19 protein-coding genes are annotated in these 16454 nt (G+C 64.2%); 10 read left to right on the top strand and 9 right to left on the bottom strand.

Features of this window, described 5'->3' with window-relative positions; all coding sequences use genetic code 11:
- Positions 1-58: 58 nt before the first annotated feature.
- From CVS48_RS18955 to CVS48_RS18945, 3 genes are all read left to right on the top strand, one after another.
- Positions 59-1633 (top strand): TerC family protein, encoded by a 1575-nt coding sequence (locus tag CVS48_RS18955; protein WP_100855789.1) that lies wholly within the window; start codon positions 59-61, stop codon positions 1631-1633.
- A gap of 336 nt (positions 1634-1969) precedes the next feature.
- On the top strand, positions 1970-3037 hold the full coding sequence (locus CVS48_RS18950) for a formylglycine-generating enzyme family protein (RefSeq protein WP_419191474.1): 1068 nt from the start codon (positions 1970-1972) through the stop codon (positions 3035-3037).
- Positions 3038-3096: 59 nt separating this feature from the next.
- On the top strand, positions 3097-4101 hold the full coding sequence (locus tag CVS48_RS18945; RefSeq protein WP_100855787.1) for an HAD family hydrolase: 1005 nt from the start codon (positions 3097-3099) through the stop codon (positions 4099-4101).
- A gap of 49 nt (positions 4102-4150) precedes the next feature.
- Here the strand turns inward: CVS48_RS18945 and CVS48_RS29695 are convergent, their stop codons facing one another.
- A complete protein-coding gene (locus CVS48_RS29695) occupies positions 4151-4417 on the bottom strand; it encodes a hypothetical protein (RefSeq protein WP_242001221.1) in 267 nt (88 codons plus the stop codon).
- On the opposite strand from CVS48_RS29695, the gene CVS48_RS29690 reads away from it, so the two are divergent.
- Entirely contained in the window at positions 4416-4679 is a 264-nt protein-coding gene (locus tag CVS48_RS29690; RefSeq protein WP_242001222.1) for a hypothetical protein, read from the top strand. The genes CVS48_RS29695 and CVS48_RS29690 overlap by 2 nt on opposite strands.
- Positions 4680-4788: 109 nt before the next feature.
- Here CVS48_RS29690 and CVS48_RS18935 read toward each other — a convergent pair whose 3' ends face one another.
- A complete protein-coding gene (locus CVS48_RS18935; protein ID WP_100855785.1) occupies positions 4789-5415 on the bottom strand; it encodes an FMN-dependent NADH-azoreductase in 627 nt (208 codons plus the stop codon).
- Positions 5412-5870 (bottom strand): GNAT family N-acetyltransferase, encoded by a 459-nt coding sequence (locus CVS48_RS18930; protein WP_100855784.1) that lies wholly within the window; start codon positions 5868-5870, stop codon positions 5412-5414. Before CVS48_RS18930 ends, CVS48_RS18935 begins: the two co-directional genes overlap by 4 nt.
- A gap of 93 nt (positions 5871-5963) precedes the next feature.
- On the opposite strand from CVS48_RS18930, the gene pdxR reads away from it, so the two are divergent.
- Positions 5964-7388: a MocR-like pyridoxine biosynthesis transcription factor PdxR gene (gene pdxR / locus CVS48_RS18925; protein WP_100857744.1), complete on the top strand. Its 1425-nt coding sequence runs from the start codon at positions 5964-5966 to the stop codon at positions 7386-7388.
- Between the two features lie 49 nt (positions 7389-7437).
- On the opposite strand, the gene CVS48_RS18920 is transcribed toward pdxR, so the two are convergent.
- Positions 7438-7917, bottom strand: a complete 480-nt coding sequence (locus tag CVS48_RS18920) for a carboxymuconolactone decarboxylase family protein (protein ID WP_100855783.1) — start codon at positions 7915-7917, stop codon at positions 7438-7440.
- 233 nt (positions 7918-8150) lie between these two features.
- Between CVS48_RS18920 and chrA the strand changes: the two genes are divergently transcribed.
- A complete protein-coding gene (chrA, locus tag CVS48_RS18915) occupies positions 8151-9407 on the top strand; it encodes a chromate efflux transporter (RefSeq protein ID WP_100855782.1) in 1257 nt (418 codons plus the stop codon).
- Here chrA and CVS48_RS18910 read toward each other — a convergent pair.
- On the bottom strand, positions 9404-10210 hold the full coding sequence (locus tag CVS48_RS18910) for an enoyl-CoA hydratase (RefSeq protein WP_100855781.1): 807 nt from the start codon (positions 10208-10210) through the stop codon (positions 9404-9406). The two genes, chrA and CVS48_RS18910, sit on opposite strands and share 4 nt — an antisense overlap.
- 125 nt (positions 10211-10335) lie before the next feature.
- Complete coding sequence (locus CVS48_RS18905) at positions 10336-11532, bottom strand: multidrug effflux MFS transporter (RefSeq protein ID WP_100855780.1); 1197 nt, start codon at positions 11530-11532, stop codon at positions 10336-10338.
- Positions 11533-11646: 114 nt separating this feature from the next.
- On the opposite strand from CVS48_RS18905, the gene CVS48_RS18900 reads away from it, so the two are divergent.
- Positions 11647-11967, top strand: coding sequence for an Rdx family protein (locus CVS48_RS18900; RefSeq protein ID WP_100855779.1), 321 nt, complete (start codon positions 11647-11649; stop codon positions 11965-11967).
- Between the two features lie 8 nt (positions 11968-11975).
- Here CVS48_RS18900 and CVS48_RS18895 read toward each other — a convergent pair whose 3' ends face one another.
- Positions 11976-13169, bottom strand: a complete 1194-nt coding sequence (locus CVS48_RS18895; protein WP_100855778.1) for an MFS transporter — start codon at positions 13167-13169, stop codon at positions 11976-11978.
- Between the two features lie 87 nt (positions 13170-13256).
- Here CVS48_RS18895 and CVS48_RS18890 point away from each other — a divergent pair, with 87 nt between their 5' ends.
- Positions 13257-13742, top strand: coding sequence for a MarR family winged helix-turn-helix transcriptional regulator (locus tag CVS48_RS18890; protein WP_100855777.1), 486 nt, complete (start codon positions 13257-13259; stop codon positions 13740-13742).
- A 19-nt stretch (positions 13743-13761) separates the two neighbouring features.
- Here CVS48_RS18890 and CVS48_RS18885 read toward each other — a convergent pair whose 3' ends face one another.
- Positions 13762-14241 carry a nuclear transport factor 2 family protein gene (locus CVS48_RS18885; RefSeq protein ID WP_100855776.1) on the bottom strand — a complete coding sequence of 160 codons (480 nt, stop codon included), beginning with the start codon at positions 14239-14241 and terminating at the stop codon, positions 13762-13764.
- A 28-nt stretch (positions 14242-14269) separates the two neighbouring features.
- Entirely contained in the window at positions 14270-14833 is a 564-nt protein-coding gene (locus CVS48_RS18880; RefSeq protein ID WP_197723182.1) for a TetR/AcrR family transcriptional regulator, read from the bottom strand.
- A gap of 304 nt (positions 14834-15137) precedes the next feature.
- On the opposite strand from CVS48_RS18880, the gene CVS48_RS29405 reads away from it, so the two are divergent.
- On the top strand, positions 15138-15290 hold the full coding sequence (locus CVS48_RS29405; protein ID WP_167401018.1) for a hypothetical protein: 153 nt from the start codon (positions 15138-15140) through the stop codon (positions 15288-15290).
- A 473-nt stretch (positions 15291-15763) separates the two neighbouring features.
- Complete coding sequence (locus tag CVS48_RS18875; RefSeq protein ID WP_242001223.1) at positions 15764-16396, top strand: spermine/spermidine synthase domain-containing protein; 633 nt, start codon at positions 15764-15766, stop codon at positions 16394-16396.
- The last annotated feature ends 58 nt before the right edge of the window (positions 16397-16454 follow it).

Here is a 16454-nt window from a genome sequence, read left to right as displayed (position 1 = left end):
TCCTCCTTCAGCAAGGCGGCGCCGCTGCGCGCGCACGCCCGACATTCGCGGACCAACAATGATTTTCGACTGGATGAACGACCCCACCGCCTGGCTTGGCCTGGCGACGCTGGTGATTCTTGAAATTGTTCTGGGCATCGACAACCTGGTGTTCATCGCGATTCTTGCGGACAAGCTGCCGCCCGAGCAGCGCAACCGTGCGCGGATGATCGGCCTGAGCCTGGCGCTGGTGATGCGCTTGGGCCTGCTGGCCAGTATTGCCTGGGTGGTGACGCTGACGGCGCCGCTGTTTACCGTCTGGGGCAGCGAGATATCAGGGCGGGACCTGATCCTGATCCTGGGCGGCATGTTCCTGCTCTTCAAGGGCACGATGGAATTGCACGAGCGCGTGGAAGGCAGCGCCGGCCACGAATCCGGTCAGAAGCCGCAGCACGCCATCTTCTGGCAAGTCATCTTGCAGATCGTGGTGCTGGACGCCGTGTTTTCGCTGGACTCGGTCATCACCGCGGTCGGCATGGTGCAGGAACTCAGCATCATGATGATCGCCGTGGTGGTGGCGATGGCCGTCATGATGGTGGCCAGCCGCCCGCTGATGGCGTTCGTGGGTCGCCATCCCACCGTGGTGATCCTGTGCCTGGGCCTGCTGCTGATGATCGGCTTCAGCCTGGTGGCCGAAGGCCTGGGTTTCGACGTGCCCAAGGGCTATCTGTATGCCGCCATCGGTTTTTCGATTCTGATCGAGCTGTGCAACCAGTTGGCCCGGCGTAATCGCGCCAAGGGCACGCACGCCCTGGGCCGCCGCCAGCGCACCGCGCAGGCCGTGTTGCGCCTGCTGCATACCGGCCGCGCCGGCCAGCCCGGCCAACAGGCCGACGAGATGGTGGCGCTGGTGGACAGCGCAGGAGACGAGCCTGCCTTCGCGCCCGAAGAAAGCTCCATGATCGAGCGCGTGCTTTCCGTGGGCGGGCACGACGTCCGTTCCATCATGGTGCCGCGCGGCGACATGGTCTGGCTGGATGTCGCGGATTCGTCCGAAGCCGTTGTGCGCAAATTCGCAAGCGGCCATTCACGCTTGCCGCTCTGCGCGGGCGATGCCTCCAACGTGCTGGGCGTGTTGCACTTCAAGGACGTGCTGCCGCTGCTTAGCAACCCCGGCCCCATCGACCTGGTGGACCTGGCGCGCGAACCGCGCTACGTCATGGAGACGACGCCAGTGTTGAAGGTGCTGGAAGAACTGCGCGCCACGCGCGACCACATGCTGATCGTGGTGGACGAGCACGGTGTCTGCGAAGGCCTGGTCACGCCGATGGACGTGCTGACCGCCGTGGGTGGCGAACTGCCCGAACACAGCGAAGACCAGCCCGAAGCGTTGCAGTTGTCGGACGGGTCATGGTTGCTGGAAGGCGGTTTGTCGGTGGGCGAAGCCGCGCGTTTGTTGGGCACGCCCGGCTTGGTTGAGGACACGCCGGACGCCACGCTGGCGGGCTGCCTGCTGCGCGCGGTGGGCCGGCTGCCCGATGCCGGCGACATGATCCGCCTGCATGAATGGAATTTCGAGGTCACGCGCCGCGACGGCCTGCGCATTCATCAAGTGCATGCCCGACCGGAAAGCCAACTGGGGACGCAAGATTAATGGCGGGCGCTTTTCCTGATTCCCCGGATAACGCCAGGCTTGGGCGATGCAAAACTCTGTGAGAATATTGCGAAAGGCATTTTATTTCTCGTGATTTTCCGAAAGTCCGGGTATGCGGCGCGCAGGGTCGCCGTCGTCGATCCGATGCACCGCCACGTTGGTATTCCCGACCCGCATTGGTCGAACCTGCCTCTTCCGGGCGGCCCTATGAATTTCTTTGACTTCGGGTGACTCGATATGGCGACGAAGCAAGTGAAAAACAAATCCCGTCTGGTCGGCGCGCTGCTATTGGGCGGCGTGGTGCTGGGGGTGGCGGCCAGCACGGCCTTTCTGGTGATGGCCGACGACGGCAAGCCGCAAGCCGTCAAGGTGGTGCTGGGCGACGGCAAGAGTGGCCCGCCCGGCATGGCGTGGGTGCCAGGGCGCGAATTCCTGATGGGCAGCAGCCACAAGCTGGCGCAGCCCAATGAAATGCCCGCGCACAAGGTGGCGGTCAGCGGGTTCTGGATGGACGTGAACGACGTCACCAATGCGCAGTTTCGCCGCTTCGTGGAAGCCACCGGCTATGTCACGACCGCCGAGCAGAAACCCAAATGGGAAGACCTGAAGGTGCAGTTGCCGCCCGGCACGCCGCGCCCCGACGACCGCCTGTTGGTGCCCGGCGCCATGGTGTTCGTGGGCACCGAGTCCGAGGTGTCGCTGCGCGATTACTCGCGCTGGTGGCGCTATGTGGCCGGCGCGAATTGGCGGCACCCGCAAGGCCCGGGTACCTCGATCGACGGCAAGGACGACCATCCCGTCGTGCAGGTGTCGTACGAAGACGCCGTGGCCTATGCAAAATGGGCCGGCAAGCGCCTGCCGACTGAAACCGAATGGGAAATGGCGGCGCGCGGCGGGCTCGAGCAGGCCACTTACGCCTGGGGCGAAGAGCTGCTGCCCCAGGGCAAGCCGATGGCCAATATCTGGGACACGCAGCAACAGCAGCCGTTTCCGGTGGTGAAGGATGAAAAAGTGCAGGTGGGCACCATGCCCGTCGGCAGCTTTTCGCCCAACGGCTACGGGCTGCACGACATGGCCGGCAACGTCTGGCAATGGACGTCCGACTGGTACCGCGCCGACGCCTTCAAGATCCAGGCGCAATACCGCCAGCCGCCCATGGACCCCGCCGGGCCGGCCGACAGCTTCGACCCGGACGACGGCGCCGTGCCGCCCAACGCGCCCAAGCGCGTGACCCGTGGCGGTTCATTCCTGTGCAGCGATACCTATTGCATCAGCTACCGCACCAGCGCACGGCGCGGCACCGACCCGATGAACGGCATGTCGCACCTGGGATTCCGCACGGTGATGACGCCGCAGCAGTGGAAATTGGCGCAGGCCCGCAAGAACGGCGTCGCCAGCCGCTGACGGCGAGGCCGGTTGCCGCTAAACCCTCGCAAGACCGATCTCGTCCCAGGAGAACCGTCATGAATCTGTCTGTCCGCTTTGCACAGCGCTGCTACGCCATGCTGGCGTTGCTGCTCATCGCCTGCGCCGCGCACGCCCAAACGGCGTTGCCGTCCTGGAACGAGGGGCCGTCGCGTCAGGCCATCCTGGAGTTCGTGGACGCGGTCACCAAAGAGGGCGGGCCCGACTACGTGGCGCCGGTCGACCGCATCGCGGTGTTCGATAACGATGGCACCTTGTGGAGCGAACAGCCGATGTACTTCGAGCTGATCTTCGCCATGGATGAATTGAAGGTGCTGGCGCCCCAACACCCCGAATGGAAACAGGAACATCCCTACAAGGCCGCGCTGGAAGGCGACCGCCAGACGCTGGCGGCCGCCGGCAAGGAAGGCTTGTTGAAGATTGTTGGCGTGACGCATACCAACATGACGACTCAGGTGTTCTCCGATGAGGTCAAGCAATGGGTCCAGACCGCCAAGCATCCGCGCTTCAAACAGCCCTATACCAGCCTGACCTTCGCGCCCATGCGCGAACTGCTGTATTACCTGCGCGGCAACGGCTTCAAGACCTACATCGTGTCGGGCGGCGAAGTCGAGTTCATGCGCGCCTGGGCGCAGGACGTCTACGGCATTCCACCCGAGCAGGTCATCGGCACCACCTTCGCCACGGAATTCCAGATGCAGGACGGCAAGCCGGTGTTGATGCGCCTGCCCAAGCTGGACTACAACGATGACGGCCCGGGCAAGCCGGTGTCCATCAATAAGTTCATCGGCCGCCAACCCATTTTTGCGTTCGGCAATTCCGACGGCGACCTGCAAATGCTGCAATGGACCATGGCTGGACCCGGCAAGCGCTTCGCCGGCCTGGTGCGCCACACCGACGCCAAGCGCGAATGGGCCTACGACCGGGATTCCCAGATCGGCCGGTTGGACAAGGCCCTGGATGAAGCGGGCAGCAAAGGCTGGGTGGTGGTGGACATGGCGCGCGAGTGGAAGCGGATATACGCGTTCGACATGCCGCAATGACGACGTCCACGCCCACTAGCGCGGGTTCATAAGCAGCGGCTGATTGCGCCTAGCTGCACACGCGGCGCCAAGGCGCGATGCCGCGCGGCGGGCAGTAGCCGGCGCAGGGCGTGGCGATGGACATGCCGCTTTCGCAGCGCTGTTCGGGGTCCTTGTCGCCGTAGGGCACCGTGCCCTGGCAGTCGCAACTGGCCAGGCCGGCGCCGGACGGCAGCTTCTTGGGCACCAGCGCGGGCGCTGCCGTGGCGGCAACGCTGTCGTCGTCATCGTCGTCGGTCTGGTTCTGCATGGCGGCGCGCACTTTGGCCACGGTCATGTTGCAGGCTTTGGCGATGGCCTTCACCGATTTTCCATCGCCTGCCATCGTCATTATTTTCTGGTCGCTGCAAGCGGCCTGCGACGGTGGGGAAAAAACGCCGCTTAGCAGAACGAGGACGGTCATGAAAAGAAGGGGCTGGCGCCAGGGCATCGCACGTCTCCAACAAGAACGAATCGGTCGGGCGAAGTACGCCGTATGCGTGATGGCGCTTCGTGAAGAAGCCTTTATCAGGGTCTGGCGCCGCTTGCTTGCGGCCTAGCGTAGTGTGCGCGTTTCCACGGTGTCAATGCGACCCGATTTAATAAGCGGACGTGGCTGAAAGGCCTGGTAAACAAGCACTTATGAAGCTTTACCAGGCCGGCCCGCGATCAGGCGACGGATGCCGTAGCCAGCGGATGCGCCGCGATTTTCGCTTCGGCCAAGGCGCGCGCCGCCTGCAATGCCGCATCACCGCGCGCGGTGCCTTGCACCGAAAAGAAAGTCACGTTGGACAGCCCGATCGTGCCCAGCACATGCTTCAGGTAGGGCGTCAGGAAGTCGGGCTGGCGCGCCGCGTCGCCCGAGAACTCACCGCCCGACGACACGGCCACATACACCGGGCGATCCGGCAGATTACCGATCTTGCCTTCGGGGGTGATGCGAAACGTGCTGCGCACCCGCACCACATGATCAATCCAGACTTTCAAGGCCGACGGCACCGTGAAGTTGTGCATGGGCGTGGCAATGACGATGTGAGTGGCGTCTTGCAAGGCCTGGATCAGTTCGGTGGATAGGCGCAGCGCGCCTTGGTTCAGCACGTCGTCCGCCGGATCCGTCGGCGCGCTTAACGCCAGCGCGTAGTCGTGATCCACATGGGGCAGGCGAGTGGCGTCGATTTCCACGATGGCGGGCGTACCGTCTGCGTCGTCGACCAGGCGTTCAATGATGCGTTGCGACAGGCGGTGGCTTTCGGAAGCGCGGCCGCGGGGGCTGCAGGTGATGTGAAGAATGTTCATGCGGTCGTCGTGTCCAGGTTTTTGCTGAAGTGCAGGCCTTGGCTCAAGAGCCCTTGCCGAAAGTAGAAACGTTGCGCCAGCGAATTGGCCAAGCCGGTGTCCAACACCAGTCTGGCGCAACCGGCCTCGCGTGCAATGCCGTCCAGCGCTTGCAGCAGGCGCGCGCCCCAGCGGCCACCGCGCCGCGTGGTGTCCACAACCAGGTCGTCCACATACAGAAAGCGGCCGTAGATCAGGTTTTCCTGGAAGCGATAGCCGGCCAGCGCCACGGGCTTGTCGCCATCGTTGCCGGCCAGCAGGCGGTAGCTTTGGTCACGCATGCGGCGGATGCGCGCGGTGAAGTCGTCGGCGTCAGCCAGGTGGGGCCGAAGCTCGCGCATCAGTGGCAGGCAGGCACGTAATTCGTCTTCGGTTTCGAGGTGGTGCAGGCTGGGGGCGGCCGTGGAGGTTTGCATAGGGGGGCTGATGTCAGGGGTGGATGTCAGCCGTCATCGTAGATTTGCCATGCCATAATTTGAAGAGCCATAAATTGAATTTTGGACTATGCCATGATCAGCCGCCGCCCCGAGGCCCAGGCACCGCTTGCCCCGGACAGCACCGACCCGCTGTACCGCCAGATGTATGAGCGCTTTCGCAGCGCCATCGCCGAAGGCACCCTGAAAGCCGGCGACCGCATCCCGTCGGCGCGCGCCTTGGCCAAGGAAATGGGCGTGGCGCGCGGCACGATCGAAGTGGCGTATTCGCTGTTGGCCGCCGAAGGCTACATCCAGGCGCGCGGGCAGGCCGGCACCATCGTGGCTCCCGACCTGCAACCGCAAGCCGCCGCACCCGCGGTCGTTGCGCCCGTCGAAGCGGCTGACGACGAGCACGGCTGGCACCGGCCCCCTCGCATCCTGCCGTTCCAGATGGGCATACCGGCCCTGGATGCCTTTCCGCGCAAGCTCTGGGCGCGGTTGGGCGCGCGCCAATTGCGCGGTTTGCAGGCGGCCGACCTGTCGTATCCGCCGTCGGATGGCTTGCCCGACCTGCGCACCGCGGTCGCGGCCTATCTGCGCGTGGCGCGCGGCATACATTGCCAGCCCGCGCAGGTATATATCACGTCGGGCTACAACTTCACGATGCAGTTGATCATCCAGGCCTTGCTTGCACCCGGCGACCGCGTCTGGGTGGAAGACCCCGGCTATCCGCCCACCCGGGCGCTGTTGGCGCAGGCCCGATTGGACGCCGTGCCGGTGCCGGTAGACGCGGATGGCCTGATTGTGGCGGAAGGCGTGGCGCGGGCGGTGCAGGCCAGGGCGGCGGTGGTGACGCCGGCCCATCAAAGCCCGCTGTCCATGTCGTTATCGTTACCCCGCCGCCAGGCGCTGCTGGACTGGGCCGAGCGCAGTCAGGCGTGGATTGTGGAAGACGACTACGACGGCGAATACCGTTACGTCAGCCGCCCGCTGCCCGCGTTGAAGAGCCTGGATACGCAGGGGCGGGTGTTGTATGCGGGGTCGTTCAGCAAGGTGCTGTTTCCGGGCATGCGCCTGGCCTACCTGGTGGTGCCCGAGGCGCAGGTGCCACGCTTTGACCGGATGAGTCGGCTGCTGTCGGGTGGCGCGCCGGCCTATACGCAGGCACTGCTCACGGCCTTCATCAGCGAAGGGCACTTTGGACGTCACATCCAGCGGATGCGGCGGCTGTACAGCGAACGCCGCGAGGCCACGGCGGCGGGCTTGAGCGCCGCGCTGGGAAACCGCCTGCGGATTGATCCCCAGCCGGGCGGCATGCATCTGGTGGCGCGCATGGACGGCAAGCTGCGCGACCAGCCGCTGGCCGCGCGCATGCTGGAACAAGGCCTATACGCGCATCCCTTGTCGCGATGGTCGTCGTTGCCGGATCCGCAGTCAGGCTTGTTGCTGGGCTTTACCAACATCGCGTCGCAGGAGCAGGCTTATGAGTTCGGGTTGAGGATCCGGGGGGTGATGTAGCGGCCGATGTGCCGCCGCAGCGCGGCTGAGGTACTGCCGGCCCGCGTGCTCAATTCAAGCCGGCTTTGTCCAGGCCGAAGGCGGCGTCGGCCGAGCCGGGCACGGTGCGAAACGCCACGTTCAGACGGTTCCAGCCATTGATGGCCACCACGCGGAACGTCAGGTCCGAGATTTCCGATTCGGACAATTGCGCGCGTACTGCTTCATAGACCTCGTTCGGCACGCCATGGGCGGGCAGGGTGGTCAAGGCTTCGGTCCAGGCCAACGCGGCGCGTTCGCGTGCCGAGAACAGCGTCGACTCACGCCAGATGGCCACGTGGTGCAAGCGCAGTTCGCGTTCGCCACGGATCTTGGCCTGCTTGACGTGCATGTCCAGGCAAAAGCCGCAACCGTTGATCTGCGAGGCGCGGATGTCGACCAGGTCGCCAAATTCCTCGATCACGGGCACATTTTTCATGGCCGCGCTGAAGTCCATGTACTTCTTGGACAGTTGCGCCGACACCTGGAAGTAATCCAACCGCTGGGTCATGTAGATCTACCTTTATTGAAACGTTGTTGTTGAAAGAGGGAAGCCATCAGGAACCCGTAGGATGCGGCAGATTGGCCCAGACCAGAAGTGCCATAAATAGTGTTTAGTTCTGGGCCATGCCTAGGCTGAAACGTTGTATGAAAGCGGTGCTTGAAAGCGGCCCGTGCCCCGGCTATAAGCTTGGAACAGGAGCGAGGTTCCGGCGCTCCGACCGACCAAGAAGCCCACGTCCCATGCCGCACCCTCCATCGCACGACGAGCACGTCGCCAGCACGGCCGCCGCCCACGAACACGCGCAGCCGTCGCGCGGATCCTGTCTTGAAGTCTTCCTGGTGTTTCTGCGTTTGGGCCTGACCTCGTTTGGCGGCCCGGTGGCGCACCTGGCGTACTTCCGTACGGAATTCGTGGACCGGCGACAGTGGTTGGATGACTACGCTTATTCGGATCTCGTGGCCCTGTGCCAGTTTCTGCCAGGCCCGGCCAGCAGCCAGGTCGGCATGGCGCTTGGCCTGCGCCGCGCCGGATGGGCCGGCATGGCGGCGGCCTGGATGGCGTTCACGCTGCCGACCGCGCTGGCGCTGATTGGGTTTGCGATGGGCCTGACCCATTTCGGCTGGCTGTCCGGGTCCGCCGTCATACACGGGCTGAAGGTCGCCGCCGTGGCGATCGTGGCCCAGGCCGTGTGGGGCATGGGCCGCACGCTGTGCCCTGACAGTCCCAGGGCCGGGTTGGCGGTGGCCGCCGCCCTGATCACCATCGTGCTGCCCACCGCCTGGGGGCAGATCAGCGCCATCTTGCTGGGTGCCGTGGTGGGTGCGGCGGCGTTGCAACTGCCGCCCCGACCCATCATGGCCACCCATTCCCTGGGCGCGTCGCGAGGCGCGGCTTATGTGGCGCTGGCGCTTTTTGTGGCGCTGCTGGTGGGCCTGCCGGTGTGGGCGGCCGTGTCGGAGTCGTCGGTGGCGGCGCAGATTGCCGGGTTCTATCGCGCGGGCGCCTTGGTGTTTGGCGGTGGGCATGTGGTGCTGCCCTTGCTGGACGCCACGGCGGTATCGGGCGGCATGGTGTCCAGCGCCGACTTCCTGGCCGGCTACGGCGCGGCGCAAGCGATGCCGGGGCCGCTGTTCGCCTTTGCCGCCTTCCTGGGCGCCATGTCGTCCGGCCCGCTGTCGGGCTGGCTGGGCGGCTTGGTGCTCTTGTGCGTGATCTTCTTGCCCGGCGCCTTGCTGGTGGCGGGCGCCTTGCCGTTCTGGGAAGGCCTGCGGCGGCTCCCTGGCGTGCGCAACATGATCGCGGGCGTGAACGCCAGCGTGGTCGGCATCCTGTTGGCGGCGCTGTATGACCCGGTGTGGACCAGCGCCATCTTGAACAAGGCCGACTTCGGCCTTGCCTTGCTGCTGTTCGCCTTGCTGGTCTATGCCCGCTGGTCGGCCGTGTGGGTCGTCCTGCTGGCGGCCACAGGCGGTTGGGCGCTGGCCTATTTCGCCTAGGACTGCCAGCGCGGCGCGCGCTTTTGCAGGAAGGCGTCGATGCCTTCGCAGGCGTCGGCTTCCATCATGTTGCGCGCCATCACGTCGCCGGCATAGTCGTAAGCGTCGGCCAACGCCATCTGACGTTGCTGGTAGAACATGCGCTTGCCGTAGCGGATGGCGGTGGGACTCTTGGCAAGAATATCTGCCGCCAGCGCATCGACCCGCGCATCCAGTTCGGCCTCGGGCACGGCATCGTTGATCAGCCCCCAGTCGCGCGCCTGCGCCGCATCGATGAAGCGCGCGGTGACCAGCATTTCGAAGGCGCGCTTGGCGGACACGTTGCGGCTGAGCGCCACGGCGGGCGTCGAGCAAAACAACCCCACGTTGATGCCCGACACCGCGAAGCGCGCCGTGTCCGCGGCCACGGCAAGGTCGCAACTGGCCACCAATTGGCAACCCGCCGCCGTCGCGATGCCATGGACCTTGGCAATGACGGGCACGGGCAGCGCTTGCAAACCTTGCATGACATTTCCGCATTTACGGAACAGCGCGCGGTAGTAATCCAGGGAAGGCTGGCTGCGCATTTCCCGCAGGTCATGGCCCGCACAAAACGCCCGGCCCGCGGATTCCAGCACCACGCAACGCACATCGGGGTCGCTGGCCAAGGCGTCGATCTCGTGCTGCAAGGCAGCCAGCAGGCCTTCGGACAGCGCGTTGAACTGCGAGGGCCGATTCAGGCGCAGCGTGACGACGCCGCCCGCCGAGCTGCGCAGCAGCAGAGGTTCCAGCGAGGCTTGGTTGTTCAGGGAATCCGGGGCCATGTTGTCTCCAGGAATAAGTGTTTCCTGGATACTAGCGCAAGCCGATCCGCCCCGTTCCGCGCGCCGAACTCCGCCCGCTGGGTTCAGCCCAGGGTATTCAGCCCGCGGTGTTCAGCCCGCCGAATTCAGCCCACCAGGCGCCGCGCCATGCCGGGCGTCAGGAGCAAGAGCGGCGTCACAATCAGCAGGCCGATCAGCGCCATCGCGGCTTGCGGCGCCATGCCGCTGTCCAGCAACACGGTTGCGACGACCGCCGAGCCGCTCATCTGGAACAGACCGTACACGGCGGCGGCCGTGCCGGCGCGGTCGGCGAAAGGCTCCAGCGCCAGGCTCAGGCCGGAGCCCAAGGCCAAGGAGAACCCCACGGTCAGCACGGCCACGGGCAGCATGAACGCCCACGCCGACAGCGGCATCCACCACCACGCGGCGGCATGCATGGCCGATGCCAATAGCAGCGCGACCATGCCGACCCGCACCATCGTATGGCGCCCGAACCGGGCGATGAAGGCAGGCGCCAGGAAAAAAGCCGCAATGTTGATCGCGGCGTTGCCGCCGAACCAAGCCGAAAAACCAAGCTCGGAATAGCCCAGTTGCTGCACCAGCACCACGGGCGCGGCCGACACAAAGACCAGGATCATCGCCATGCCCGCCATGCCGAACAGGGCAAAGTACAAAAACCGCCCGCTGGCGATGATGGGCAGATACCGAGGCAGGCTGTAGAGCGGGCCGCGTGGCGTGGTGGGCGTGGCGCGCGTTTCCTGGAAACGCCGCGCGAGGAGCACCATCAAGGCAAACGCGAACAACACCATGAAGACAAACGTGCTGCGCCATCCGGCATGCACCGCCAGCGCGCCACCGAGCATGGGCGCCAAGGCCGGCACGGTGCACAAGGCGCCGTTCAAATAGCTGTAGACACGCGCGCCCACGGCAGGGCTGAACTTGTCACGCACGGCGGCAAACGCGACCAGCGACGCCGAACATGCGCCCAAGCCTTGAATGACACGGGCCACGTAAAACACTTCAAGCGTGGACGCGGCCGCGCCCAAGGCCGAGCCGGCCAGATAGGCCATGGCCCCGCCCAACGCAACGGGCCGACGTCCGTAGCGATCCGCCAGGGGGCCAATCAACATCTGACCCAGGCCCACGGCAAAGATGAACAGCGTGATGCTGGCCTGTAGCGCGCTGACGGGCTCGCCAAACCCCGCCGCCATGGCGGGCAGCGAAGGCAGGTAGATATCGATACCCATCGGCGTGAGCGTGACCAGCCCCATCAAGAGACCGATCAGCCAGCGTTGGCCAGGGGTGGAAGCAGCAGATGTCATGACAGGCTTTGGGTGCGATTCGCATCCGGGAAAACCCGACATTATCCACGAATGGCGCAGCGGACAAGTGTTGGAGCGATGACAGAACCGACACGCGCAGTAGAATATTTCCCCATGAATACACCGGCCTTTCGACCCCGCATCGTCATCCTCTACTGCACGCAATGCCAGTGGTTGCTGCGCGCCGGATGGATGGCGCAAGAGCTGCTCTCCACGTTCTCCACCGACCTGGGCGAGGTGGTGTTGCAGCCTGGTACGGGTGGCATTTTTCAGATCACCTACAACGGTGATCTGATCTGGGACCGCAAGAGCGACGGCGGTTTTCCGGAAGCCAAAGTCCTGAAGCAGCGCGTGCGCGACCGGTTGGACCCCGGCCGGCCGCTAGGCCATATCGACGGCCATACCGCCGGGCCGCTGGCAGCGCCTGAGGCCTGATTCACCCGTCAAGCCTTCGTGACGCTTGGCATCGGACGGAATCGAGCCGCTATCACAAACAACACCACGCATAGCGCCGCCATCAACAACCACGCCGGCTTCAAGTCGGCCATATGCTGGCGGATCAGTCCGGCGGCAAACGGAAAAAGTGCCGCGATCAGATAGCCCACGCCTTGCACGAACGCGGCCATGCGGCCTGCCTCAGTGGGCGTTGCCGCGTGGTCCATCGTCACAATCAAGGACAGCGGGAACAAGGCGCCGATGCCCAGTCCAGCCAGCACGGCGGCGGGCCAGGCCAGCGTGGCAGGCGCGGCGATCAGGCCAAGCAGGCCCAGCACCAGCGCACCTATCGCGGTGAACAGCGCGGGCCTGCGGTCGGGCAAGCGGCCAATGGCCAAGGACACCAGCAACCCCGCCGCAATCTCGGCCACCGTGACCGCGCCCAACAATTGCCCGGATGCCAGCGGCGTCCAGCCCAGCGCCGTGTAATACGGCGGAAGCCATGCCAGCACCAGCGTATAGGCACCCGTGCCCAGGCCAAAGAACGCCGCCAGCAGCCAGCGCCGCGCACGCGGGGTGGGCATGTCGCGCGGCATCGTTACCCCGGTTGCGCGCGCTGCGCCGCCCCGGTTCACCACCCACCAACACAGCAACGCCACGCCCGCGGGCAAGGCCCAGGCCGCCAGCGCGTCAGGCCATCCCGCTCGCTGCGCGATCACGGGCGAGGCCACGCTGGCCACGGCCGCGCCGCCCATGATCGCGGTCGAATAAAGGCCCATGATGGCGCTGACGCCGGACGAGAACCGCGTCTTGATGTACAGGGGAAGCAGGGCTTGCGTGATGGCAATACCCAAGCCCGCGATTACGCCCGTCAGCAGCATCAGGCTGGCATTGCCTGCCCACAGACGGCTTGCCGTGGCCGCCATGATCAGCGCCACGCCCGCCGCAATGCCGTGGTGCTCACTGACCAATCGACGCAGCGGCGCCACGCTCAAGGCGCCCAGGCCCATCACGAAAACGGGCAGCGCAGTCAACAGGCCGGCCGCCGTATCGGACATGCGGGTGGCGGCTTGCAATACGTCCAGCAAAGGGGGAACGGACGCCAGTACGGGGCGCAGATTCAGCCCCACCAGGATGATGGCGGCGATGCGCCAGGCGTTCAAACAAGAAGGTGACACGGTGGCTCCAAAGCCGGAACGCATCGCGGCGTGCGAGGCGTTCCGGTAAACTATCTTGGCGTCAAGATATTTGGATTTTATCTTGACGTCAAGATAAATGGAGGAGACCCCGTGGATAGAGCAAGTCGTGCCGTCGCGCAATGGAACCGCGAGCGCCCCGAGCTGGACGTATCAACCATGCGCGTGCTCGGGCGTTTGGGCGAGTGCGCGCTGGTGATCACCCGCGACCGGATCAACCCGCTCTTTGCGGAATTCGGCCTGCAACCTGGTGAATTCGATGTGCTGGCCACGCTGCGCCGCAGCGGCAAGCCTTATGCGCTGACGCCCACGGCGCTATACGAAGACGCCATGATTTCTTCGGGCAGCATGACCAACCGGATCGATCGCCTGGAAAAAGCGGGGTGGGTGGTGCGCACCCCCAGCCCCGATGACGGCCGCGCCACGCTGGTGATGCTGACCAAGGCGGGCATCAAGCTGATCGACGAGGCGGTGGTGGAGCACCTGCGCAATCAAGCGGAAGTGCTGTCGCCCTTGACCGCGTCCGAGCAAGAGCAACTGAGCCGCCTGCTTGGCAAGTTGTTGAAGGCGTATGAGTAGCGGGTGCGGGGCGGACGGTTCACAGTCCCAGTTCCGACAAGCCCGGGTGGTCGTCCGGGCGGCGGCCCAGCGGCCAGCGGAACTTGCGGTCGGCCTCCTTGATGGGTAGATCATTGATGCAGGCGTAGCGATTGACCATCAGGCCGTCTTCGCCGAACTCCCAGTTTTCATTGCCATAGGAACGGAACCAGTTGCCGGAATCGTCGTGCCACTCGTAGGCATAGCGCACGGCGATACGGTTGTCGGTGAATGCCCACAGTTCCTTGATCAAGCGGTAGTCCAGTTCCTTGGCCCATTTGCGCGCCAGGAACGCGCGCGCTTCGTCGCGGCTCTTGACGAATTCCGCGCGGTTGCGCCAGTTCGTATCCAGGCTATAGGCCAGCGCCACCTTGTCCGGATCGCGGCTGTTCCAGCCGTCTTCGGCAAGGCGGACTTTCTGCACCGCGCTTTTGTGGGTAAAGGGCGGCAGCGGGGGACGGGATGCAGGTTGCGAGGTCATCGTAAGGGCCTTGTGGGTGGGGGAAAGGTCATTGGCCGGCCGGAAAGAGGGCGGCGGCGGCGCGCTGCGCGCTGGCGGTAATCGACACATCGCCCGTGACCAGCGCCACGGCGATCGCGCCGTCGATCAGCACCAACAATTGGCGCGCGGCCTCGTCGGGGTCAGGCAGCTTGGCGTCCTGCGCCAATCGCAATACGTGTTCCAGCAAACGGGCTTTGTGCAGTCGCGACACTACACGGATGGGGTTGGCGGGGTCGCTGATTTCGCCTGCCGCGTTAATGAAGGCGCATCCGCGAAAACCGTCGGACTCGAACCATTCCTGCAAGGCGTCGAAGATGGACAACAAGCGCTCGCGCGGCGTTTCGGCCTGGGTAGTGGCGGCGATGAACCACTGCATCCAGCGTTCGTCGCGTGCTTGCAAGGCAGCCGCCACCAGCGCGTCTTTGTTCGGATAGTGCTTGTACAGGCTTTTGCGCGCCACGCCCGAGGTTTTCACAATCAGGTCCATTCCGGTGGCATGAATGCCGCCTTGATAGATAAGGTGTTCGGTGGCGCGAAGCAGGCGCTCCTGCGTGGAGGTCATGGCATCCATCATGTTTGGGCTCGGTGAAACGACGACCGGAGAACGATCGTTCTGCATAGGATGAGCGGATCATAGAATGATCGTTCTCAGCGCGTCAAGCACCTGGCTCGCTCATAGGCATCTGCTTGCTTTTTCAGTCATAAATATGCTAAGATCTTTCAATTGACGGCAAAATTAAAACAACTATTTGATCTGCCGTCTGACTTCTTGGAATGCCTGCCCCCCGCGACCTACCGGGCATTCTTGGCGCGCTTGAACCGGCGGTGCATCGCTTTGGCGGGGGTAGCCACGCACCACGCATAGGAGAACGCTTATGTCGCATCAACTGGTTGGTAAAAAGTGGCGTTTTGAAGTTCCGCCGCTTAACTGGAAGGCCCCTGAAGCGAACCAGGAATCTGAAATGGATGCCGTTGCCGCGGATTCCGACGCCTCTAAAGACGGCGACAAATCGCGGTCTTCCAAATAGCGCCCCTTGCAACAGTCTTAGTGAATTAGTCCCTGTGGCTGCTCCGCATTCGCGGGCATAAATCACGCTGCTGGTTGTGTTTGGAATCACCCGAATCCGGTTTTTTGGTTTCTTGGCTTCTGAACATATCCGCTTAGCTACCTGAACGGCGCGCCTTGTGTGCGCCGTTTCAACGTGTAGCCCGCCAATCCGCTTTTCCCCTGATCTTGCCTGACCCGCCCCGCTGGCGCCTCGCCGCGCCAGCGGCGTTTTTGCATGGGCAATTGTCTGCGCTGAAATGCGCGGGCTGGAATGTGCGCGCCGGAAGGTGTGTGCTTTAGCTCGCGCCAGGCCTGCACGCATCGCCATGCTTTAGCCAGTGAGCCTTTGGAATGCCTGAAAACATATCAAACAATCAACAAGTTAGGCCCTTCGTGTACGCCACGACGACGTCTCGGTCGTTGATGTTCTCGCACTCTGAAATCCAGAGCCGCATGTGGACGAAAGATCCGGCGGCGCTCAACTTGGAATACACCCGCATCATGATGGCGTTTCTGCTGTTCAACCCGAATCCGCGGCGCATCGCCATGGTGGGCCTGGGCGGGGGGTCGCTAGCCAAATTCTGCTATCAGCACCTGCCGTCCACGAGCATCGACGTATACGAGATCAATCCGCACGTCATTGCGTTGCGCGATTCCTTCCATGTGCCACGGGACGACGACCGTTTTCAAGTGCTGCAAGGCGACGGCGCGGCGCTGATCAAGCAGTACCAGGACCACTACGACGCGGTCCTGGTCGACGGCTACGACATCAACGGCCTGCCCGAGCAGTTGGCAAGCGAGGCGTTCTATGAGAGTTGCTTTAACGCCCTGGCGCCCGACGGCATGATGGTGTGCAACTTCCATGCATCGAACTTTCAGTTCAACACCTACCTGGGCCGTATAAAAAAGCAGTTTGCGGGCTCGGTCATTGAAGTGAGCGACACGTCTTGCGCGCACAGCATTGTGTTTGCATGCCGGGGCGAGAGACTCAAGCGCCGCACCGGCTTGCCCAAGCGCAAGCCAGACGCCATGAGCGCAGAGATGTGGTTGTGCCTGGCACCGACCTATTGGCCCATGCTGGTGTAAGGGCAGGGCGAACCGCCCCGGCCGCAATGGCAGCCGGGGCGGCGTGGCCTCTAGAAGT

It is taken from the genome of Achromobacter spanius (genome assembly GCF_002812705.1).
GTDB classification, from domain to species: Bacteria; Pseudomonadota; Gammaproteobacteria; order Burkholderiales; family Burkholderiaceae_B; genus Achromobacter; species Achromobacter spanius.
This window is presented reverse-complemented; position numbering and strand designations above follow the sequence as displayed.